The sequence below is a fragment of the Collinsella sp. TF10-11AT genome (assembly GCF_003437565.1).
In the GTDB taxonomy this organism is placed as follows: domain Bacteria; phylum Actinomycetota; class Coriobacteriia; order Coriobacteriales; family Coriobacteriaceae; genus Collinsella.
This window is the reverse complement of the sequence record NZ_QSQW01000011.1, coordinates 26,476-48,963: the sequence shown is the minus strand read 5'-3', so window position 1 is coordinate 48,963 and position 22,488 is coordinate 26,476. Positions and strand designations below refer to the sequence as shown.

The window sequence follows — 22,488 nt, the reverse complement described above, 5'->3', positions numbered from 1 at the left end:
TCTGAATGAAAGATGGCGCGCGGCCTTTTAGGCCGCGCTTTTGTTTTGCGTCGCGCCATGTGGGGGTGGTGGCGACGTGCATTTTTGCGAGTATTCTGCAATCGAAGGCCCTTGCATACCGACCTCGGGCGAAAAATCGGGATTTATCGATGTTTTCTACGAATGATGGGCGGGGTTATGGGCTGACAGCATTTGATTTGCAGGGATATTCGCGGTCTTTGGCATTTATCGTGGCGCTCGAAGCTGTCGGGCATGCTGAATACTCCCAAAAATGCACGGCGCCTTGAGGGGGACCTTCGCGACAAAGGAAACCGCCCCGTCGAAGTATGCATTCGACGGGGCGGTTTATGCATATAGCGGATTAAGGATGCGCTGGCAACCTGTTAGAACTTGACGGTCGGTGCCTGGCGGGCTGCTTCGGCGGCCTCGAAGCCCTGGCGCTCCTTAAACTGGAAGATGCCGGCAAAGATGACGGCAGGGAACGTCTGGATGGCGTTGTTGTAGCTGAGCACGCAGTCGTTGTAGCTCTGGCGCGCGTAGCTCACCTTGTTCTCGGTGTCTTCGAGCGTGGCTTGGAGCTGCGTAAAGTTGGTGTTCGCCTTAAGATCGGGGTAAGCCTCGGCCACGGCGAAGAGCTGGCGCAGAGCGCCGGTCAGCACGTTGTCGGCTTCCATCTTGGCTTCGGGCGTGGTGGCGCTTACGGCGGCGTTGCGCGCGTTGACCACGGCGGCAAGCGTGTCCTGCTCGTGTTTGGCATAGCCCTTGACGGTCTCGACTAGGTTAGGGATCAGGTCGTTGCGGCGCTGCAGCTGCGTGTCGATATTCTGCCAGGCGTTATCAATGCGATTGCGCTTGGTGACCATGTTGTTGTAGATGCCGGCGATGGCGCAGACAATCACAACGACAACAACGATACCGATGATGACGGGAATCATGGTGTCTCCGTTTCGAATGGCCGCGGCGTCTTCCGCCGGCTGCCGTTGGTGTAACGCTACTAGTATACCCGCAACCCTTGGCGATACCGAACTTTCCGGTAAGCGTTATGTTTCCACCAAGGTGAGGCCGTTCGCCAGGGGGTGGGCGATACAGGTGTAAGATATGCGACAGATTAGTGAGCGATGTCTTTTCCTTGAGGAGGGCGATACGTATGGACCTTCGCATCAAGAAAACCTATCGGGTCCTGTTCGAGGCCTTTACTGAGCTGCTCGAAGAGCATCGGTTTGAGGACGTGACGGTTGCCATGCTGTGCGACCGCGCTATGATTCGTCGGACGACGTTCTACAAGCACTTCCGCGACAAAAACGATTACTTTGCCTTCTATATCGATGAACTCATGTCGGGTCTGCCGCAAAAGCGGGCCGATGCGGATGGCGCGGAGGGCGCCGAGGACGTGCGCGCGCTTCGCCACGAAGTGTTCGCCGATGCCATGGATCTGATTCTGGCGCATGAGCAGCTCATGGATAACATTTTGGCGAGCAGTATGTCGGGCATGCTGACCAGCATGATTTGCGACCGCATCGCGCGCTCCATACGCGGGCGCGTGATGAGCGCGCTTGACGAGGATGCGCTTGCGCCCGTATCGCTCGAGACGACGTCTGAGTTTGTCGCCGGCGGCATTATTCGGCTCTTCACCATGTGGTGGGAATCGGGCCACGTACTGGAGCGCCGATCCGAAATCGCCGACGTGGTCGATGCGCTGTTCGAGCGGACCATGACGCCGGTGAGTCACTAAGAGTGGCGGAGAGAGGGGGATTCGAACCCCCGGAACGCTCTCGCGCTCAACGGTTTTCAAGACCGCCGCATTCAACCGCTCTGCCATCTCTCCGTGAGTCGTAATGATAGCATCGTTTTGGATTTGCAACAGGGGAGGCGAACGATGACGAGCACCGGAATCGATGAGAAGTTCATGCGTGAGGCGCTGTCGGAGGCGCGTGCCGCCGCGGCGGTGGGCGAGGTGCCGATCGGTGCCGTAGTGGTGCGCGCGGGTGAGATTGTCGCGCGGGCGCATAATCGCCGCGAGCTCGACCAGGATCCTTCGGCGCATGCCGAGTTTGCGGCCCTATGCGCCGCCGCTCAGTCGCTCGGTCGTTGGCGCCTTTCCGATTGTACGGTCTACGTGACGCTCGAGCCCTGCTGCATGTGCGCGGGGCTTATGGTTAATGCGCGCGTGGGGCGCTGCGTGTACGGCGCGGCCGATGCTAAGGCGGGCGCCCTGGGGTCGCTATACGACCTCAATGCCGATTCGCGCCTGAATCATCGGTTTAATGTGACGGCTGGGGTCTTGGCGGATGAATGCCGCGAGCTGCTGAGTAGCTATTTTGGCGGTCTGCGCGGAGCGGGCGGCGCTGATTGCGGTTGTGGGGCCGATCTTGAAGCACACGCCGCTCACGCCGCAGCGCTTGCAGGTGCCGGTGAGGATGCTGGCGCGGCAGTTGACTTTGGTCCTGCGTGCCGCCGGTCCCGCCGTGTGCTGCTGGCGATTGACTCCTTTAAGGGCAGCGTGTCGAGCGCGCAGGCGGAGGCGGCAGTTGCCGGGGGCGTGCGCCGCGTGTGGCCCGATGCCCAAGTAAGCGCGCTGCCGCTGGCGGATGGCGGTGAGGGAACGCTCGATGCCGTTGCCGCGTGCGGCGGTGAGATTGTGACCTGCGAGGTGGCGGGTCCCTTGGGCAAGCGCGTGGCTGCCCGGATGCTGGTGGACGGCGAGCACGAGTCGGCTGTCATTGAGATGGCCGAAGCCGCGGGCATCGGGTACTCGCCGTGCACGGAGTCGGCGGCGTTGGCCGCGACGACCTATGGCGTGGGCGAGCTGATGCTTCGTGCGGTTCGCGCGGGGGCGAGGACCCTATATATGGGACTGGGCGGCAGCGCCACCAACGACGGTGGCGCCGGCATGCTGCAAGCGCTGGGCGCGCGTCTTGTCGATGACCGTGGCTGCAATATCGCTCCCGGTCTTGCGGGCCTTGAGCAGGTGGCGAGCGTTGATTTGGCGCCAGCGCTGCAGGCTTTGGATGGCGCGCGTGTCGTGGTGCTTTCCGATGTCGAAAACCCGCTCGTGGGGCGTCGCGGGGCACTTGCGGTGTTTGGCGGGCAAAAGGGCCTGCCGACAGACGATGTCGAAGCGCTGGGCGGGTGCGACGGCTGGATGGTCGGCTACGGCCGCCTGCTCGATACGGCGATTGCCGAGGTACGGGCTCAGGGATTGCTGCGCGTGTCCGAGGGTGCGCGGACGTTTGGCTCGGTGCTCGGCGTGCCCGGCGCCGGTGCCGCTGGCGGTCTGGGCGCCGCGCTGCTAGCGCTCGGTGCAGAGCTACATTCGGGCGTGGAGACGGTGCTTGATCTGATTGGGTTTGACGAGCGCGTGCGGGATGTCGATCTGGTCATAACGGGCGAGGGCAATATGGACGAGCAATCCGCCGCCGGCAAAGCGCCGGTGGGTGTGGCCCGCCGTGCCAAGCGCTATGGCAAGCCGGTGGTCGCCGTCGTGGGCGGTCGCGCTGACAACCTGGATGCGGTGTATGAGCAGGGCGTCGACCTGGTTTTGACGATCTGCCGCAAGCCCATGGGCCTTGAGCTGGCGCTCGATCCCCAAGAAGCCATAACCAACCTTATCTGCGCCGGCGAGTCTGCCGCTCGATCCTACGACCTCGCCCGCCTCTAAAACCCATCCCCTCGATAAGTTGCGGTGAAATACGGAGTGTTTTTGCCTTTAAGGTGCCAATTCAGTCCGTATTCCACCGTAACTTCGTGAATGGTCATCCGAGGCTGGTCGACATGGGTTTCGAGTCGGACCGTTTGCCACGAAACACGGCTATCTACTACGTTTAACCGACCACCCTCGACTATCTCGGAATTTGCAAAAATGAAACCGCAGGTAGAGAGCTTGCCGATTTCCGAAAAAGTCGGCTATGGTCGACCCCTGCGACCAAAACGTAGTAGATGGGGCCTTTTCGTGGCGCAGCACCAGATCAGTCTTTTTGGGACGGGGCTTTCTTGGCTACTTTCGTCACCCTGATGTCCCCAGTCAAAAAGTAGTCAAAAAAGCCCCGTCCCAAATTAGCTGTCTTGCCCCATCGGGCGGGAGCAGGTAAGATATATCGAGCGCCTAGCGCGTTCGATGGGTTCGGATGACGACATGTTCCGAATCTGGTCAGGTCCGGAAGGAAGCAGCCATAAGGAGCCTCTGTCGGGCATCCGAATCCATCGAGTGCGCAGGCGCTTTTTCGTGCCGCGGCTACCCGCGAGTGCCGGCAGGGTCACATTTATCTGATAATTGAATCCCTGGCGTTATGTCGCTCGCTGGCGTTGCCAAAACATCGGCTGCTACGTGCCTTGGGCGCTAGCGGCCGTTGCCCTTACATCTGTAACGAGTTGCTTACGCATCTTCAGGGTTCGCCGTACTATCATGAATCAGATTGAAGAGAGATGATGATAGGGAGCGCCTTTTTATGATTGAGCTGCTCAGGCGTTTTGGTGGTAAGTTTCGCCGATATATGGTGATCGGCCCTGCGTGCAAGTTGATCGAAGTGATCTTTGACCTGCTGACGCCGCTGGTGATTGCCCAGATGATCGATAAGGGCATTGGCTCGCACGACGTTAATGCCGTTATCCACTACGGCATGGTACTTGGCGCCATGGCTGTGATCGGCATCTCGTTTACGCTCGTCTGCCAAAAGATGGCGGCGCTCACCTCGCAGGGCATGGGTACCGATATCCGTGGTGCGCTCTACCAGCACATCAACAAGCTGAGCTATGCTGAGCTCGATCGCTTTGGCACGCCGTCGCTCATCACGCGCATTACCAACGACGTCAACCAGGTGCAGCTTGCCGTGGCGCTGGGCGTGCGCATGCTCATCCGCTGGCCTTTCCTGGCGGTGGGCTCCATGGTCGCGGCCCTTGCCATCGACCTTAAGCTTGGCGTGATTTTCTTGATTTGCACGCCCGCCATTGGCCTGGTGTTTTGGTTTGTCATGGCGCGCTGCATTCCGTACTACAGGCAGCTGCAGGCAAAGCTCGACCGCATCGCGCTTATTTGCCGCGAGGGGCTTTCGGGCGCCCGCGTGGTTCGTGCGTTTGTGCGCGAAGACCACGAGCGCGAGCGCTTTGCCCAGGCCGCCGACGACCAGGCCAATACCGCCATCGTGGTGGGCAAGCTTTCGTCGATTCTCAACCCCGTCACCTTTTTGGTGATGAACCTGGGCGTGTGCGCCATCCTGTGGGTGGGCGGCATCCAGGTCAACGTGGGCGAGCTCACGCAGGGTCAGGTCATGGCGTTTGTGAACTACATGACGCAGACCCTCACCTCCATCGTGTATGTCGCCAACCTGGTCGTGGTCTTTACCAAGGCGAGCGCCAGCGCGTCGCGCATCAACGAGGTGCTCAATTGCGAGCCGAGCATCACCGACGGGGACAACCAGCCGGTCGCGCTGCCCAAGCCGGGCAATGTCGCTCCAGTTCCTGCGCTGAGCTTGAGCCATGCGAGCTTCTCTTTTGGCGCGGGCGCGGCAAATGCCATCAACGGTGTGACGCTGGAACTCCCGCTGGGCAAGACGCTCGGCATTATCGGCGGTACGGGTAGCGGCAAGTCCACGCTCGTCTCGCTTATCCCGCGCCTGTACGATGCGGGCACCGGCAGCGTGAGCGTGATGGGCGCCGACGTGCGCGCCTGGCCGCTCGACCAGCTGCGCCATGTGGTCGCAACCGTTCCGCAGCGTGCGTCGCTGGTGAGTGGCACCATCCGCAGTAACCTGACCTGGCGCGACGAGGCGGCGACCGACGATGAGCTCTGGGCGGCGCTCGATATGGCGCAGGCCAGCGAGTTTGTGCGCAACAAGCCGCAGGGGCTCGACGCCCCGGTCGAGGCGGGCGGCAAGAACTTTAGCGGTGGTCAGCGCCAGCGCCTGACCATCGCGCGTGCCCTGGTGGGCTCGCCCCAGATTCTGATCATGGACGACTCCGCCTCGGCGCTCGACTTTAAGACCGACACGGCGCTTCGCCATGCCATCCGCGAGCGCAGCGTGCGCGGTGCCGCCGAGGGCGGGCTGCCGCTGACAACCGTCATCGTGAGCCAGCGCGTATCGACCGTGCACGACGCCGACATGATCTGCGTACTCGACCACGGCTCGGTCGCGGGCCTGGGCACGCATGACGAGTTGTATGCAAGCTGCCAACTCTATCGTGAGATTTGCCAGTCGCAGCTGCGCCGCGAGGAGCTCGAGGGCCAGCAGGGGAGCACGACGCCCACGCCCACCCCAAGACCCGCGTCCGCTCCGACCGTCCCCGCATCTGTCTGCGCAAAGGAGGGCTGCTAAATGAATCCGTACACTTCCTCCGGTTCGGTCGCCACGATGGCGGCAAACGTGTCCGGTAACGATAACCTCAACGACCTGGGTGACGGCCCACGCCAGCCCGGCGATCCCGAGCGCTATCCCGTGGGCGCGGTGACCCGCCGCCTGATGGGTTATGTTCGCCCGCACCGCGTCTCGTTTGCGGCGTCGTTTGTGAGTGCCGCCATCTCCGTTATCTTGCAGCTCTACACACCTATTCTCATTGGCGAGGGCATCGACCTGATTGTTGCCGCGAGCCAGGTGGATTTCGATGCACTGCTGCCGCTCGTCACCAAACTCGCGCTCGTTGTGGTGGGAGCCGCGGCCTTCCAGTGGTTGCAGGGCTATTGCGTCAACCGCCTGTCCTACGAGACGGTGCGCGACATGCGGGTGGAGGCAAGCGACAAGCTCAGCCGTATGCCGCTCAGCTTTATCGACAGCCACGCCCACGGCGACCTTATGAGCCGCGTGGTCAACGACGTCGATCAGGTGGGCGACGGTCTGCTGCAGGGCTTCACGCAGCTCTTCACCGGTGTTATTACCATCGTGGGCACGCTCGCGTTTATGCTCTCCATCAACCTGACCATGACGCTCGTGGTGGTGCTCGTCACGCCGCTTTCCATTTTTGCAGCCGGTGCTATTGCCAAGCTCTCCAACAAAAGCTTTACGGCACAGCAGCGTATTCAAGGGCAGCTCGGTGGTCATATCGAGGAGTACGTAGGCGAGCAAAAGCTTGTCGACGCCTTTGCCTATGGTCCCAACGCCCAGCAGCGCTTCGATGCCCTCAACGCTGAGCTCTACACCGCGGGCGAGCGTGCGCAGTTTATGGGTTCGCTCTCCAACCCCGGCACGCGCTTTATCAATAACATCATCTATGCCGTGGTCGCTGTGATCGGCTGCGTGGGCGTGATCACGGGCGTGCCCGCGGCGCTTACGGTGGGCGGCGTGCAGATTTTCCTGTCCTATGCCAACCAGTACACCAAGCCGTTCAACGAGGTCACCAACGTCATTACGCAGATCCAGACCGCGTACGCCTCGGCGCGCCGCATGTTTGCGCTGCTCGATGCGCGCGAGCAGGAGCCCGATGCGACGGATGCCGCGGAGCTTGCCGCCCCGAAGGGCGAGGTCGCCTTTGAACATGTGGACTTTAGCTACGTTCACGACCGCAAGCTGCTGCAGGACATTTGCATCGAGGCCAAGCCCGGCATGCGCTTTGCCCTCGTTGGTCCCACGGGCTGCGGCAAGACGACGCTCATCAATTTGCTGCTGCGCTTTTACGATATCGATGCCGGTCGCATTGCGGTCGATGGCCGGTCTTCGCGTGACTACACGCGCGCAAGCCTGCGCCGCGCCTTTGGCATGGTGCTGCAGGACACCTGGCTGTTCGAGGGCACGGTGGCCGAAAACATTGCCTACGGTTGCCCGGATGCCACGCGCGAGCAGGTTATCGAGGCTGCCAAGCGCGCGCATGCGCACAAGTTTATCGTGCAGCTGCCAGGCGGCTACGATACGGTAATCGGCGAGGACGGCGGCACGTTTAGCCAGGGTCAAAAACAACTGCTGTGCATCGCGCGCGTCATGCTCACCGACCCGGCGATCTTGCTGCTGGACGAGGCGACCTCGAGCATCGATACCCGCACCGAGCTGCAGGTTCAGGCGGCATTCGACGAGCTCATGGCAGGTCGCACAAGCTTTGTCGTGGCGCACCGCCTGAGCACCATCCGCAACGCCGACTGCATTCTGGTGATGCGCGACGGCGAGATTATCGAGCGCGGCACGCACGACGAGCTGCTAGCGGCAGGCGGCTTCTATGCCGAGCTCTACCGCAGCCAATTCGCCCAGTAGGGAATACCGATTAGCGGCAGATGGTTTACATCTGCGCCGTTAGTACTAAGATATGCTTCTAACAAATTGCATTAATGGCTCGAGTTTCGGGGGAAACGAGGCAACGTGACTATGACATGCTCTATGGTGGTCAACAGCAAGAGCGGTAATACCAGGATGGTTACGGGGGCGATCAAGCGCGCTCTGCAGGCTGCGGGCGTTGAGTTTGTCCACGCCGCGGCGTTGAGCGACGATGCGGACGCAGATCAGGTTGCGCTCGAGGCGCAGGGCGCCTGCGCGGCCGACACGGTGCTCGTCGGTTTTTGGTGCGACAAGGGCGCGTGCACGCCTTCGGTCGCGGCGTTGCTCTCCGCCTTGCACGGTAAGCGCGTCTTCCTGTTTGGCACCTGCGGCTTTGGTGCCGACCAGAGCTATTATCAGCAGATTATCGATCGCGTGACCTCCAATTTGGCCAATGATGCCGAGCTTGTAGGCTGGGCGATGTGCCAGGGCAAGATGGGTCCCGCGGTTAAGCAGCGCTACGAGGCAATGCTCGAGCAAGATCCCGAAAACGCCCGATTTAAGATGCTGCTCGACAACTGGGTTGCCGCGAAGGACCATCCCACCAAGGAAGATATGGATAACATGGCTGCAGCCGCAAAAAAGGCCGTTTTGGGCGAATAACTTCGCCGCTTGCGGTGCCGCGCGTTCAATCGTACAAACGTGAAAGCCTCGAGATTCTCGGGGCTTTTTTCATGACACGAGGGCGCCCCTTTATTGATGGAAGGCCTAATAAGCTGATTGTTCTATGCCCGGATGTGTGCGGAGTGGGATGGGATTTCCGGATGGGTGGGGTTGCGGAAGCTGCGTCCCGGAATTTGCCTTTGGAATGGGATGCGGTTTCCCGGTGAAGGGCTCTGTGGAAACTACATCCCAGCATTCGGTCGAGAAATGGGATGTAGTTTCCGGTTGAGGGTCTTGGCGGAAAGTGCGACCCGGAATTTGTGATCGAAGCGGGATACGGCTTCCCAACGGGGCCACAAGCGGAAGCCGCATCCCACTCCGGACGGGAATTCTGGGACACGGTTTTCAGAGGGTTATGGGCTGCGAACTACATGAGGTTGTCATAAAAACTCTAGTAAAAGGGGTCGGAAATAAATGGCGCTTCCAGCAGTTTGTTTTAATGTGGGGGGGGGTACCATTATTTTAGTTTCGCAAAAAAATGATCCCTCTATGGGGAAGTTGCGTAGGGGGTTAGTCACAGATATTGGATAAAACAGACTAATTTGGTGATAAATGACCACTTACGCCAAAATAGGTAGCATTTAGCGACAAAACATTGAAAAATGTGTAGCACATCGCTATGTTTTTATTACGAAAAGATTCCAAATTGGCTTATTTCGGACTCACTTTTCAAGCGCCTTGCGGTTCCTGTTGAAACTTGCTGACCTTTGGATGGGTCGAATAGGTCCTCAAGGGGGATGAATTATCACTTTGGCTGCGCGTAGACTCAAACGATTTATTGCACTTTTGAGTAGCTTGGCGTTCGCGCTTGTCATAGCCCTTGCCGTTGTTTCTTTTGTGCCTCGCGCATTTGGATACATGCCCTTTGCTGTGCTTTCGGGCTCTATGGAACCCGATCTTCCCGTTGGCTCCATGGTGTTTGTCCGCCAGGTTGAGCCAACGGATATTACCGTGGGCGACAATGCAACCTTTTACCGATCGGACGGCGCCGTGGTGACGCACCAGGTGTACGAGATCGACCCTGCCGCGCAGACGATCGGCACGCAGGGAATCGCAAACAAAAATGCAGATGGAACCATCATGCACGATGCCGAGCAGACGCCTTTTTCACGCGTGATCGGCACTGTCTCTTTTTGTGTCCCTTACCTGGGCTTCGTTAACGCATATTGCACGACGATGCCCGGTTTGCTTGTTGTGGTGGCCGTTCTGGCGCTGCTGGTCGCGGCGTCGATAGTGCTCGATCGGGTGGTTCCCGACGAGCCTGCGGGCAAGCATGCCCGCGCGCATGCGAGGGAGCGGCGTTCATAGCGGCAGGGGAGAGGTGTCGGCAACGGCAAGGGCCGTTGCCGGGGAAGTCGATTTTCGAAAGGAAGAGAACGATGGAAAACAAGAAGAAAAAGCGCTACGGCATCATTGCCGCCCTGCTGCTGTTGGTGATGGCCGCCGGTGTGGGTACCTATGCATGGCTGACGGCGCAGGAGCACATTGACAACGTGTTCACGGTGGGTAGCTTTGGCCACCCGGAAAACAAGCCTGATCCGACCGATCCCGAGAAACCGGACCCCGATAATCCGAACACTGAAAAGGCCTACCTGTTCGAGACCCAGTGGGTTGCCAACTCCAAGATGGTTCCTGGCGCCACTGTGGCCAAGAACCCCAATGTCGGCATCAAGGCTGGCTCTGATGATGCATACGTATTCATTTACGTAAAGAATGCCATCGTCAAGCCTGGCACCAGCCTTGAAAAGACCCCGTACTTTACGCTCAAAAATACGAATTGGAAGCCCGTTGAGGGTCAAGTCAAGACCAACCAATCTGACAACTCTGGCAACCAGTACGTGAGCGGTCTGTTTATGTACTCCAAGAACTCTGCCGCAGAGAACCTGCCTGCAAAGCTCGAAGCCAACAAAGCAGAGCAGGACGTTTATACCGATGAGCTTTTCACTGCCGTGACGATTCCCTCTGCCATGAACAACACCGATGTTGTCGAGACTACTACTGACCCGAAACAGGCTCCCACGATGACGGTCTCTGCCTACATCTTTGGCGCGGGCCAGAATGGCACCGAGCAGGGTGAAAATGCTGACGCGCAGAATGCCCTTAAGCAGGCCAAGGAATGGGCTAAGACTCAGGCTCAGGCTTAATCCCCCCACTGAGATCCCGGCCCGCCCCCACCCCTATATTCGGGCTGGGATCTCGGTCCCCCTTTTTATCGACGATTGGCGAACGTAATGCTCAACAATCTTTCCGACAATCAGAAACGCACCTTGGCGCTTGCCGCGATTGCGCTGTTGGCCCTGGCGTGCATGTGTGGCACGCTGGCTTTTACCGTTGATATGGTTCCGGCGAACAACGTCCTATCGTTTGGCAGCGTGAAGGTACGAGTCTGCGAATACACCCTCAACGAGCGGGGCGAGGAGATTCCGTTTGAGGCCAACGAGCGCGGGGACTATCCCGACACCAAGGCCGGGGGCTCTGACATCAGCCGCATTGTACGCGTGGAGAACGCCGGCGCGCAGCCTGAGTACGTTCGCGCTCGTCTACGCATGACGTCAGTGGCACCCGACGGTTCGAGTGCGGATGCCTCGGGCAGCGTTGCGTTTCATGTGAACGCGGACGAGGGGTCCCCGTGGATCGACGGCGGCGATGGGTGGTACTACTACCGTGGATTGGCCGGGCGTGGCGGCATGCTCGACCCCGGCGCCATGACGGAAAGCCTTATGGACTCGCTGCGATTTGTGGGCGACTACCACGATGCCGCGCGCGGCGGCTCATTCAAGCTCGATATCGATGTTCAGGCCGTGCAGGCCAAAAACCAGCAGACAAGCGATACCGCCCTCGACGTACTTGACGTTGTGGGTTGGCCGGAGGCGAACTAGCCTATGAAGATCAAGAATATGAACCGGGGTATGCTTAGCAGGCTGGTTGCCGTCGCAGCGATTGCCCTTTGCTGCGTTATGGCGCTGCCAACGGTGGTGCATGCCGAGGATGTGCCCGAGGCCAAAATCGAATTCCACATCAAAAACGAGGCTGACTTTTTGTCGTGTGTGGCGCTGTCGCGCGAGCGCGATACGTCCGGCTGGCACGTTTATCTCGATAACGACATTGAGCTCGACAGCGACGACATGAAAACCATCGTTGCAGACACCGTTAAGCATCTGTCGTTTGGCAACAAGGAGCATCCGTTTAAGGGCGTGTTCGATGGTCAAAACCACGCCGTTGAGGGCCTGAACTACGATAAAGACGCTTTTGACCCCGAGCGCGATACGGGATTTTTTGCCGAGACCAACGGCGCCACCATCAAAAACTTCCTGGTCAAGGACGCCAACGTGTGGGCGGACTTCCGCGGTGGCATTATCGTGGGCAAGGCCGTCAAAACGCGTTTCGAAAACGTTATGGTCATGGAGAGCACGCTGCACGTGACCTGCGCCAACAATGCTCTCAACCTCATTACCAACGCAGGCTTTGAGGGCGGTCTCATCGCCGGCGAGCTCGACGGCTGTACCCTCTATAACTGCGAGGTACGTGGTGGCCGCGCCGTTAACAACACGACCTCGGGCGTGCAGGCGCTCGGCGGTGAGGGTCTGTATATGGCGGCGTTTGCCGGCTACGTTACAAATTCGACGATTGAGTACTGCCGCGTTACGCCTACGCGCAAAGATGATGGCTCGATTGGCATGACCGACGTCACCAATAAGTACGACGTGGCCATTGGCGCCCTGGGCGGCAACAACGTGTACGCCTCGGGTTTTGTGGGCTGCATGGCGGGCGAGGCCAAGATTATCGACTGCTTCTCGACGGCGCAGTGCTACAGCTATGCCGCGTCATATGTGGGCGTCGTCGCCGTGACGCGTGCGTGGACGGGTGGCTTGGCGGGTCGTATTCTAACCGAAAAGGGCAACGAGCTCGTTCGAAGCCATTTTGCGGGTGACTTGAGCTCGCGTCAGTACAATCCCATCGCCGTGATCCCCATCATTCAAAACGATGTGAACCTGGGCGGTATTGCCGCGCGTGCCAACAAGGATGATGCCACGGTCACCGAGTGCTACTTTAAGCCGAGCGTGAGCCTAAAAGGCAGCAGCCAGGGTACCGCGGCTAAGAAAAAGATCCCCTCTTTTGGCGGCGACGGTACCACCAAGGGCGACAGCTATGGTCCATGGGACGACGAGCGCTACACCACGCGCGAGCTGTGGGAAGAGCACGACTACGACTTCTGTGCCGGCACCATGCGCTCGACTGCTAACGACGGGACCCTGGATGGCCCGCACCCCAATGAGTGGGCGATGGATTACAAGCTGAATATTCCTGTGCATGGCCAGAGCGTTAAGGCGACGATCGATTTTCCCGGTGCGGGTACCGCGACAATTACGGCAACCAAACTCGGTATTGATCAAGCGACCTCGGATCCGTACGCCTTTGCCGTGAGCGCCGTGCTGGCGGGAACGGCCCAGGGCTTGGCCCAGGGCGATACATCGGTGACGTTTAGGCAGGATACCTCCGCAAAGCCCAAGGGCTTGACCGATGCCAACGGCGGTTATCGCTTCATGGGCTGGTTCCGCGAGTCCGGAGTCAATGTGAACCGTATCGATGCCGATAACGCCTGGTTTAACGGCAAGACCGATGCCGATGCCGTTAAGGCTGGCAAGCAGGTCCAGAAGAACGAAGCGCACGAGATAACGTCGACCTATACCGCCGATAACGCGAAGGGGGCCGAGGCCTTTAAGGGCAACGACCTGTTTATTGCTTCGTACGAGGCGCAGGTACTGTTCTATAACGTCAAGGGCGAGACGCTCGCGTGGCAGAGCGGCGAGGAGCACGACAAGTCGACGGACTGGTACCGCTATGGCGTCGGTTTAACGCCGGCTGCCCCTGCGGACCGCGGCACTCTTTCCGCCAGCGCCACCTTTATCGGTTGGACGACGCAGCCGAGTGGCGAGGCCGGGATGCATGGCGGTTACGCGGCCATCACCTCGCCTAAGCTTGCCGAGCTAAAAAACGCCGGTGCGTTCTATCCTGCCGGCACCGAGATCACTGTGCTTGGTCCTACCGATTTTTATCCGGTGTACACCGACTATGTGTCGAACATCATGACGGTGTTTGAGGGCAATGAGCAGGATGCAACCGACGATCAGACTCGGCGCGACGGTGTGGGCAAAACTGACGTTAAGGTTGAGACTGCCGAGGATGGCACAAGCGCGTATACCGTACGGGTGCTCGACGTATCCGGTAAAGCTATATCCGAGGAGGGCCAGCTGCCCGACGGCTATCGTTTCCTGGGTTGGTATGAAAACAAGGGAACCGAGGATGCCCCGCTCGAGGTGCGCGTAAGCCGCGACCCCAGCTATACGCTCCCCGCCGATGTCGATTTAACCGCGCCGCATACCTACATCGCCCGCTTTGAGTACCGAGTGGATTATTACGTTCGGGCTTATACCAACCATGAGTTTACGGACAGCAAGCTACTTTGTTCCGTTTGGAATCGCTATCAAACGCCCTTTGAGGAAAACGTCGGTAGTACCTTCGTGCGTGAAAACGTCGTCCACTGGGGCCCGGAGCATGTTGACCACGGTATAAAGGATAGTTATGAAACGTGTGGCACGCGCTTCACGAAGGAAACCCTTGTCGTGAGTCCCCTTAACGCGTACTCGCACAACGTTAAAAACGATACGGGAGCCGATACTCTAAAAAACCTCTATGCCGATACCGATTTTCCAGGCGCTGCAACGCTAAGCGATACTTGGACTTCGGCTTCGCTGAACGTAACGGTCAAACCGGTGAATGATCGCTATCGCCTGAATTTCTGGACGCTTGAGCGCGATGGTGAATATTGGACATATGTGAAAAATCCCATCGAGAGCATGGTGCGTACAGATAAGAAGTACTACGTTCGCGCGATGATTACCACGGACGTTAATTTCTACAACAAGGGCGATAATGTCGTGAGGACTGCCACGCGGCGCTATGAGAGTAACTTGCTGCAGACCAAGGTGAACGGGGCGGATCCGACGTTCACGTATTACTACCCGCATGTTAATAAGTCGGTTAAAGTGGCCGAAAAGCCAGAAGATGGTGAGAAGGGATCGTATGAGAGCCCCCTGACCCTCGAAGCTTCCCCGACCGATGCCGACATGGCCGTGCCGGGCTATAAGTTCCTGGGCTGGATTTCGACCGCCGAGGTTCAGAAGGATTCTGACGTCTGGAAGTATATCTACGACGTCGCCGGCGACTCCTATGTGACGAGTGATCCGGATAAGGCAGAGCCGTATCTGGCGACCGACGAGTCCAAGGTCACCCAGTGGCAGGATGCCTATCCCGTCTACGCAAAGTACGACGTCAGCTACACCACCAACCTGCATCGCGCAGGTTTTGAGGGTACGGACAAGGTCAATGTGCCTAGCTACAACATCGCTCCCGTTATCAACGCGGACACCAATCCTGCTACGGCAACGGTGACCCCTGACGTTACGACGCCGGTTTATAAAGCAGGCGGTGAGCTGTATAAGTTGCAGAAGGTTGAGATCGAGCTTCCGAACGGCGAGATCAAGACGCTTCCCTACGATGTGGAGCATGGTACTTGCTCTTATCCGGTGGAACCTGGCGGAGCCTATACATTCGTGGCGTACTATTCGCCGTTGGCGGTTGTGTACCATCTCAATGCCAGGGATGTGGACGGTAAGGTAGCCCAGCAGGGCGATTCTCTCGGCAGCCTTAAGGACGGCATCCCGCTGCCAACGTATAACGTCGGCGATATCGATGCTGCAACAAACGCATACAATGCCTTCGTGGGCTGGACGGAAACTAAGCCGGTAGCTGGCAACGGTTATGTCGTTTGGTCGGACGACGTTTCCATGGTGAATAAAAGCACCGTGGTCAAGGCCCCCATGGAGTTGTATCCGGTCTACCGCGCCAGCGCGGTGCGTGTTCAATCGAATATCGATGCCAATCTGGATGACCCCGGTTCTGTGCGTTATCTTTCGCGGACCGACTCTGGTGATCAAATTTCGCTGGAGGTAAAAGCTGCAACTGAGGTTGTCGGCAAGGATGGCACCAAGTACGACTTTGTCTGCTGGTCGCGTGACTATGAATCCGATAACAAGTACACCCTGATGACCGGTGACGACAAGTATCCCCTCGAGGGCAATGAGCCCTTTAAGAGCGCGATGTACACTGCGGTGTACAAGATTGCGCCGCATAAGGTGCGCTATCACGGTGTCGACGGGTCGGTTCTCTTTACGGCGACGGTCGACTCGGGCGACGAGCGTGCGCAGGACGGCAAGTCCGGCTTCGTCTATACGGTTGATGTTCCCAAAATGGATGAGAACGGCCGCCCCGTCTATGACAACAGCGGGAATCCCATGATGGAGCAAAAGTCCGTGGCATACGACCCGGACGCCCATTCCAAGATCGTCGCGCTGCTCGATGAGCGTGCGGCCGCCAATGGCGATATGCGTGAGCTCTTCTTGGAGTGGCGATATGTGGGCGCCGATGGTGATACGAAGCCTTGGGATGTGTTTAAGGACGAGCCAATTAAGGGCGACATGGACCTGTATCCCGTTACATATCGCGTGGTTGCCAAAGATACGTCTGATCCCGCGAAGTCCGAAACCATGACCGCCCAGCTTAAGTGGCTGCTCGATCCCGCCGCCGCCAACACCGTCGATGACAGTGCCGACAAGGCGCCGTTTAAGGTCTGCTTTGCCAAGCCGTTTATGGGAACGCGGCTGACCGTTACGGTAATGCGGGCAAGCTACGGGCCTGGTACAGAGGGTGTTTCTGTGGCGGAAGAGCCCGTAAACGGCAAGTTTGTCTCGCTCTACAGCCTTGGTTCGGGTGACGGCTCGTTCGACCTGGCCAACCGTCTGGAGTCCAAGAAGACGGGCGAGGGCGATCAGGGCCCCGGCAAAGCCGTGTTCAACTTTGCCCAGACTCATGCGCTGACGATCGTTAAAAAGACGACCGATGCCAGCGCTATGGGGCAAACGTTCCGCTTTAAGGTAACGCGAAAGATGTCGCAGGATTCTCCTGCCGAGACGCGCATGGTCGAGGTGAAAGTTAGCGAGCAGCGCGACGAAAACGGTGAAACTTGCTATGTCGGCAGCGTGCAGTTCGCCGCTCCGGCTGGCATCTATACCGTCGAGGAAGATACGGCTTGGGCATGGCGCTACCAGGGTGAGCTGAGCACGCCGGGCAAGGCGCCCGGTAAAACTGCCGAGCTGACGATTTCGTCTGCATCGAGCGCGAACGATGCCACGTTCACCTGCACGAACACGCGTGTGAACGACAAATGGATCGACGGCAGCGATCGTGCCCATAACGTTTGGAGCAACGGCAACGTAGCAAAGAAGGAGGATTAGCATGTCCAAGCGCAAGCGCATCATCGCCTTGCTGGTGGGGGTTATCCTCCTGGCCGGTACGGCAGGCACGTTGGCCTGGCTTTCGGTTACGGGCGTGCTGGTCAACCAGTTCGGCATCGGATCGGTGACGCCATCGGTTCAGGAAACGCTCAACGGCAAAGTGAAAAGCGATGTCAAGGCGAAGAACACGGGTACTGCGCCCGCCTATATTCGTGCTGCAGTGGATATCTACTGGCAGGACCAGGATGGCGCACGCCTGTGGGATGAGCCGGTTGCCGGCACCGACTACGTCATTGACTGGGGCAGTGTGTCCAAGGCATCTGCTTCCAACACCGCCTCGTCTTGGGTTGTCGCGTCCGACGGGTACTACTACTGGACGTCTCCCGTTGCTCCGATGGGCAAAACCGATGTGCTCATCAAGAGCGTGACTGAGCAGAAGGCAGATGGGAAGAACCTGGTCGTTGACATTTCGACCCAAGCAATTCAATCCACGCCCGACGATGCAGTTGCAGAGGCATGGGGCTGTACAGTCAAGGATGGCGTGCTGGTGCCGACGCATGGAGGTGCGTAGGTATGGCTTCTCCGATTCGTAAAGACGTTGTGTGTTCCTTGCGCTGCGTGATGGCGGCAATCGTCTGCCTTATCGCGCTTGCCGTTCCTGCACGTGCGTTTGCTGACGTTCCCACGATTGCCTATGACGGAAATGCACGCCAGCTAACGGTATCGGGAGCGACGGACTCCTCGGGGGAGCCCGATCTGTTTCCAGCCTTTAAAGATCTAATGCCCGGCGATGTACGCGAGCAACAGATTGGGGTTCGTACCACGGGTGTAAAGTCCCAGGTACGTGTGTTTGTGCGGGCTGTTGTCGATCACGAGACGGCACATCTGCTATCGCCCATCACCTTAACGGCGACTGTGGGCGATGCCTCTGCAGGTTGGCTCCAGACAGGAACACCGGGCAGCGTGTTCGCCTATCCCACGCAAATCGCCACGTTTACGAGCGATGACAGCACGGTGCTTAATCTGCAGCTAAGCGTTCCGACGTCGGTGGGCAACGAGCTTGCCGACGCAAACAAGACCATTCGCTGGGAGATTACCGCCGAGGACGATGGCGAGAAGATTCCCGTGCAGTCTGCTGACAGCAAGAAGCCCGGCTTGCTTGGTCTGGCGGCAACGGGCGACAACACGCTCACGTTGCTTTTAGTTTTGCTAACTCTTGCCAGCATCGCTTTTATAGCCGCGCTACTTTTGTCCCGGAGGGATAAGTACTAGGTCCATCTTCTAAACGCAACGCCCTCCCGGGCGGCTGGCACGAAGTTCCCTGCTCTACAGTCCTGCGCAAGACGAAGGCCACATTAAGTGGCCTTCTTTGCGTGCGGAACTCGCGATGAACTTCGAGCCCGCCGCTCGGGAGGGTGTCTCTTTATTGATAGAAGGCCTAATAAGCTGATGATTTTATGCCTGGATGTATTCGGAGTGGGACGGGCTTTCCGGATGGGCGGTGTTTCGGAAAGTGTGTCCCAGAATCGGCGCTCAGAGTGGTCCCCACTTTCCGGTTGATGTCTTGTCCGGAAACTATGTCCCGGAATTAAGGCTTGGAATGGGATGCACTTTCCGGTTGAGAGCCTTAGCGGAAAGTGCGACCCGGAATTTACTCTTGAAGTGGGATGCGCTTTCCCAACAGGCCCTCAAGCGGAAACTGCGTCCCATTCCGAAGGCAGATTCCGGGACACACTTTCCGAATACAAAGAAGGCCACTTAATGTGGCCTTCGTCTTGCGCAGGACTGTCCGAGCAGGGAACCTTATATGCCTCCGCCCGGACAGACGTTTCAGTTATGAACTCGCAGCTAGCCGCTATTTGATCTTGGTCGTACCCGGTGCCAAGTTAGGGTCGGTTTCGTTGGCCTCGGTCTGGAAGTGCTCGGTGTAGACGTTCTTGCCGTCGCGGAACATTTCGTAATACTGCATCTTGGCGTAATCCTCGCGCGCCTTGGTGGCAGCAGCGGCGACGGCGTCATCACCGGTGACGTTGGAGGAGAGCGCCCAGCGCAGGCTGGCGTCCTCGTAGCCGACGGAGTTGATGGCGGGCAGCGACTCGCGCAATGTCATATGCGCCTTCTGGTAGTCGGTCAGCGGTGCGCCGATCAGCTGCATCAGCTGGGTGGACAGATAGTTGGTGGACAGGTCGTCGACCTCACTCGTCTGGTCGCAACCGGCAACGTCGTAGTTAGCCCAGATGATGTAGTCGGTCTGCCACAAGCGTTCCTGGTGGGTGGCGTCGTCCTCGCCGGTAAACCACTTATCGTTGAACTTGGACGGGAAGAACGGCTGATGGTCGCCCCAGAACACCACGACCACCTTACGGTCGAGCTTGCTCAGGGCGTTGAGGAAGTAGCGCAGCGCCTGATCGGACTGCTCGATGCACGAGACATACTCGTCGACATCGGACAGCGTGCCATCCTCGACGGTCTTGGCATCCAGGTCGGTCGTGTCGATGTTCAGGTGCATCTGCTTGTCGACCGGCAGCAGGCCCGTGTCGTAGCCCGAGTGGTTCTGCATGGTCACGTCGAAGATGAACTGCGGGTCGGCGTTCTGGTCGAGCAGCTCAAGAATCTTGTCGTATGTCGCCTGGTCGGTCACCATGCCGCGCAGGGTGTCGGCACCCTGGAAGTCGTTGATGGACAGGAACTGGTCAAAGCCAAAGTCCTTGTAGACGTTCTCGCGGTTCCAGTTGGTCGCGTGGTTGGGGTGCATGGCCGTGGTGGAATATCCGAGCGACTTGAACTGCTCTGCCAGGTTCCCGGTCGTTTCCATGTTGTAGATGGTGTAGGGGTACACGCCCGAGCCCAGGTTGGCCATGGAGTTGCCGGTCATAAACTCAAACTCGGTATTGGCGGTACCGCCGCCGTAGGCGCTCACGTAGAGCTTGCCACGGCTGAGGCAGTTGGACAGGCTCTTAAAGTACTGCGGGCCCTCGTAGCCGGCGCGCATGTTCTGGTAGATTGACAGATCCGAGAAGGTCTCGTTCATGATGGCGATGACCGTGGGCTTCTCGCTGTCGAACTGCTCCTTTGCGGCGGCGCGCTCGTCGCTCTTGGCCGCGTCGGACTTGTCGTAGGCCTTGGCGTACTTTTTGAGCGTGGCCTTGGCATCGTCGACGGAGTAGTCGGCGGGTTTGGGCGGCTTGATGGACTGCGCTGCGCTAATGAAAGCGGGCAGGTAGCCCTCGCGCCAGTAGCTCTCGAGCGGGCGCCAGGTGTAGACGGTGATGCCGAGGGTGTTGTAGTAGTCGATGAGCGTGACATGCGCGGTTACGCCGCCCAGGCACAGCACTGCCACGAGCAGGTTGGTGAGCAGCATGCGCTTGGCGTTGGCGGCACCCTTCTGACGGTGCGGTGCCACCAGGCCGGCGTACTCGCACAGCAGCATGGCGATGGCGGTAAAGCCCATGGACAGCACGCAGAACAGCGAGATCGAGAAGGTGTAGCCGTTGCCGGCGACCGCGGCGGCGGTGGAGATGGCCGAAAGGTCGCCCGGCTGGATGGGCATGGATTTAAACGTGATGACGAAAAACTCGGCAATGCCCAGGACAAAGAGGGCGAAGGCCAGGACCGCGGGAGCTGCGCCGTGGCGCTGGAATAGGAAGAACAAGCCGACCATGAGCACGGTGATAATGGCCCATTCGAGCAGAATGCACAGGGGGTAGATCCAGGTAAAGTCGTGGTTGGACGAGACCTCCATGCCCAGCAGCGCAAAGACGCCGGCGAGCAGTAGGCACAAGACGGCGGCGACGAGCGGTTTGCCCACAAAGGCGCCGCGCAGGCGGGCGAGCTTGCCGGTGAGGGCGGGGGCATCGGGCGCGGCAAACGCAAAGACGCGCGGGGCGATACGGTCGCGGGCGATGCTGGCCCAAGCGCAGCCGGTGAGGATGGCGTTGGTCAGGATGAGCATCACAAAGGCGAGCGGCTCGTTTTGGGCGACGAGGCCAATGGCGCCCCAGACGGTCAAAAAGAGCTGGAACAGGCCGAAGGCGACGCTCCATCCAAGAGCGCTTTTGGCAACGGTGCCCGACTGAGCGCGAATGGCCTTGGCCTCGCGCAAGACAAGGTAGACGGTCGCCGCAAGACCGACGAGCGAGATGGCGGCAGCGAACATGCTGAGACTCCTCACAAACTAAAACCTACGAAAGCGGGGGTTTACCCGATTGTTACCAAGATATGCGCTGCATTTGGTGACTGCGCACAACAACCAGCCATAATAACGCGCGTGCGTGGCGGTGTTGCGCAATGTAGCGGCGACCTGCGCGATAATGGACGGGAATTACACGGAAACGTAAAGGCTTCTTAAAGAAATGGCGAGGGTAGGGCGATGAGCGAGCAGGTTTGCAAGGCGGACATGGGCAGCGACGGAGCTGCGGTCGTGGATACATACGGCTATCCGGTCGAGACTACGGGCAACGCGGTGCTGGACATCTTGGAGCATCGCTCGTCTACGCGTGCCTTCGCGCGTGATGACGATGACCGTCCCGTGGCGGTGACCGACGAACAGCGGGCGGCGATTCTGCATGCGGCGAGCCGTGCGCCGTCGGCAGGCGCCATGATGATGTATTCCATCGTGAGCATTCGTGAGCAGGCCACATTGGACCGCCTGGCCGACCTGTGCGATCATCAGCCCATGATCGCCAAGGCGCCCTGGGCACTCATATTTGTAGTCGACTATGCCAAGTGGATCGATCTGTTTGAGCATGTGGGTTGCTTTGAGCCCGAGTTTGTCGAGCGCACGGGCAAGTCGCCCCGTCGTGCGCCGGGCCTGGGCGACTTTGCCATCGCGGCACAGGATGCCATGATCGCCGCTCAAAACGCCGTGGTTGCCGCCGAGGCCCTGGGGCTGGGGAGCTGCTATATCGGCGATGTCGTCGAGAACGCCGAGGAAGTCGCCGCGCTGCTGGACTTGCCTCCCTATACCATGCCGCTGTCGATGCTCATCATCGGCACGCCCCGCAAGGAGCGCCCGGCGATCGCGCATCCCGTGGTGAACCTGGTGCATGAGGAGCGTTATTGTCGCGCCGACGCCGCGACCTTGGATGCGCAGGTGGCCGAGATGGACGCGATGTTTCGCCCGCACGCCCGCGAGGTGGGCGAGCGCGTCGTCGATATCTACACCCGTAAGCACACGAGTCCCTTTATGGCCGAGATGAGCCGCTCCATGGAGTGGTGGTTCAAGAACTGGCTCGGAAAATGAC

Annotated in this window: 14 protein-coding genes, 1 tRNA gene and 1 other RNA gene; 13 read left to right on the top strand and 3 right to left on the bottom strand. The window is 59.1% G+C overall.

Going from position 1 to position 22,488, the window contains the following annotated elements:
- Positions 1-383: 383 nt before the first annotated feature.
- A complete protein-coding gene (locus DXC99_RS07975; protein WP_089573514.1) occupies positions 384-935 on the bottom strand; it encodes a LemA family protein in 552 nt (183 codons plus the stop codon).
- 212 nt (positions 936-1,147) lie between these two features.
- Between DXC99_RS07975 and DXC99_RS07970 the strand changes: the two genes are divergently transcribed.
- Positions 1,148-1,732, top strand: coding sequence for a TetR/AcrR family transcriptional regulator (locus tag DXC99_RS07970; RefSeq protein WP_117629835.1), 585 nt, complete (start codon positions 1,148-1,150; stop codon positions 1,730-1,732).
- 3 nt (positions 1,733-1,735) lie between these two features.
- Here DXC99_RS07970 and DXC99_RS07965 read toward each other — a convergent pair.
- Positions 1,736-1,825 (bottom strand) — tRNA-Ser (locus DXC99_RS07965).
- 51 nt (positions 1,826-1,876) lie between these two features.
- Between DXC99_RS07965 and tadA the strand changes: the two genes are divergently transcribed.
- The 11 genes from tadA to DXC99_RS07910 all read left to right on the top strand — a co-directional run bounded on the left by tadA (position 1,877) and on the right by DXC99_RS07910 (position 18,517).
- Positions 1,877-3,658, top strand: a complete 1,782-nt coding sequence (gene tadA, locus DXC99_RS07960) for a tRNA adenosine(34) deaminase TadA (RefSeq protein WP_117629834.1) — start codon at positions 1,877-1,879, stop codon at positions 3,656-3,658.
- Positions 3,659-4,111: 453 nt separating this feature from the next.
- An RNA gene (gene ffs / locus DXC99_RS07955) (signal recognition particle sRNA small type) lies at positions 4,112-4,207 on the top strand.
- 238 nt (positions 4,208-4,445) lie between these two features.
- Positions 4,446-6,308 carry an ABC transporter ATP-binding protein gene (locus DXC99_RS07950; protein WP_117629833.1) on the top strand — a complete coding sequence of 621 codons (1,863 nt, stop codon included), beginning with the start codon at positions 4,446-4,448 and terminating at the stop codon, positions 6,306-6,308.
- Entirely contained in the window at positions 6,309-8,168 is a 1,860-nt protein-coding gene (locus DXC99_RS07945) for an ABC transporter ATP-binding protein (protein WP_117629832.1), read from the top strand.
- A 111-nt stretch (positions 8,169-8,279) separates the two neighbouring features.
- A complete protein-coding gene (gene bilS / locus DXC99_RS07940; protein WP_117629831.1) occupies positions 8,280-8,831 on the top strand; it encodes a flavodoxin family protein BilS in 552 nt (183 codons plus the stop codon).
- An 810-nt stretch (positions 8,832-9,641) separates the two neighbouring features.
- Positions 9,642-10,199, top strand: a complete 558-nt coding sequence (locus DXC99_RS07935) for a signal peptidase I (RefSeq protein WP_158570100.1) — start codon at positions 9,642-9,644, stop codon at positions 10,197-10,199.
- A gap of 71 nt (positions 10,200-10,270) precedes the next feature.
- Complete coding sequence (locus DXC99_RS07930; RefSeq protein ID WP_117629829.1) at positions 10,271-11,035, top strand: SipW-dependent-type signal peptide-containing protein; 765 nt, start codon at positions 10,271-10,273, stop codon at positions 11,033-11,035.
- A gap of 87 nt (positions 11,036-11,122) precedes the next feature.
- Complete coding sequence (locus DXC99_RS07925; RefSeq protein ID WP_117629828.1) at positions 11,123-11,770, top strand: hypothetical protein; 648 nt, start codon at positions 11,123-11,125, stop codon at positions 11,768-11,770.
- Positions 11,771-11,773: 3 nt separating this feature from the next.
- Positions 11,774-17,245 carry a hypothetical protein gene (locus DXC99_RS07920; protein ID WP_117629827.1) on the top strand — a complete coding sequence of 1,824 codons (5,472 nt, stop codon included), beginning with the start codon at positions 11,774-11,776 and terminating at the stop codon, positions 17,243-17,245.
- Between the two features lies 1 nt (position 17,246).
- Complete coding sequence (locus DXC99_RS07915) at positions 17,247-17,816, top strand: hypothetical protein (protein WP_117629826.1); 570 nt, start codon at positions 17,247-17,249, stop codon at positions 17,814-17,816.
- Positions 17,817-17,818: 2 nt separating this feature from the next.
- Entirely contained in the window at positions 17,819-18,517 is a 699-nt protein-coding gene (locus DXC99_RS07910; RefSeq protein ID WP_117582959.1) for a hypothetical protein, read from the top strand.
- A gap of 583 nt (positions 18,518-19,100) precedes the next feature.
- Here the strand turns inward: DXC99_RS07910 and DXC99_RS07905 are convergent.
- Positions 19,101-21,401, bottom strand: a complete 2,301-nt coding sequence (locus DXC99_RS07905; RefSeq protein ID WP_117629825.1) for an LTA synthase family protein — start codon at positions 21,399-21,401, stop codon at positions 19,101-19,103.
- A gap of 213 nt (positions 21,402-21,614) precedes the next feature.
- Between DXC99_RS07905 and DXC99_RS07900 the strand changes: the two genes are divergently transcribed.
- On the top strand, positions 21,615-22,487 hold the full coding sequence (locus DXC99_RS07900) for a nitroreductase family protein (protein WP_117629824.1): 873 nt from the start codon (positions 21,615-21,617) through the stop codon (positions 22,485-22,487).
- Position 22,488: the final 1 nt, after the last annotated feature.